Below are 576 nucleotides of genomic sequence, written 5' to 3'. Positions count from 1 at the left end.
GCTTCATTTGGGTAGTGTAACGTTAAATTATCTAAAATACCATTGGGCTTAATAGCAATACTATCTTTTTTAAATGCTACTTTTAGTTTTTCCATGGTTTCTTCAGATAAAGGTTTATCTACATAAACTATAGCATTATTTAAATCGCCTCCTTTAATTAAGCCATGCTCTAAAAGCATTTCTAGTTCGTGTAAAAAACTAAAGGTTCTAGAGTTTGCTATGTCTTCTTTAAAATCAGACATGTGCTTTAAAGTAGCGTTTTGAGTACCTAAAACTTTTGTACCAAAATCAACCATAGTGGTAATTTGATACGCTTTTGAAGGCATTACTAATATTTCACTGCCCGATTCTTCATCAGTGTAAGATACAATTTCAGTGACTTCAAATTCTTCTCTAAACGCATCTTGTTCAACAATACCTGCTTTTTCAATAGCTTCAACAAAAAACTTTGAAGACCCGTCCATAATTGGTGGTTCAGAAGCATCTAGTTCAATAATGGCATTATCAACATCTAATCCTACAAATGCTGCTAAAACATGTTCTGAGGTTTGAATTTTAACGCCATTTTTCTCTAAA

General features: G+C 32.3%; 1 protein-coding gene. It reads right to left on the bottom strand.

Features of this window, described 5'->3' with window-relative positions:
• Positions 1-576: UDP-3-O-acyl-N-acetylglucosamine deacetylase (locus tag FUA24_RS10685; protein ID WP_187388246.1), on the bottom strand; the 576-nt coding region annotated here is incomplete at both ends.

The organism is Seonamhaeicola marinus (genome assembly GCF_008085455.1).
The sequence above is the reverse complement of the archived record's forward strand: the minus strand, read 5'-3'. Positions and strand labels throughout refer to the sequence as shown.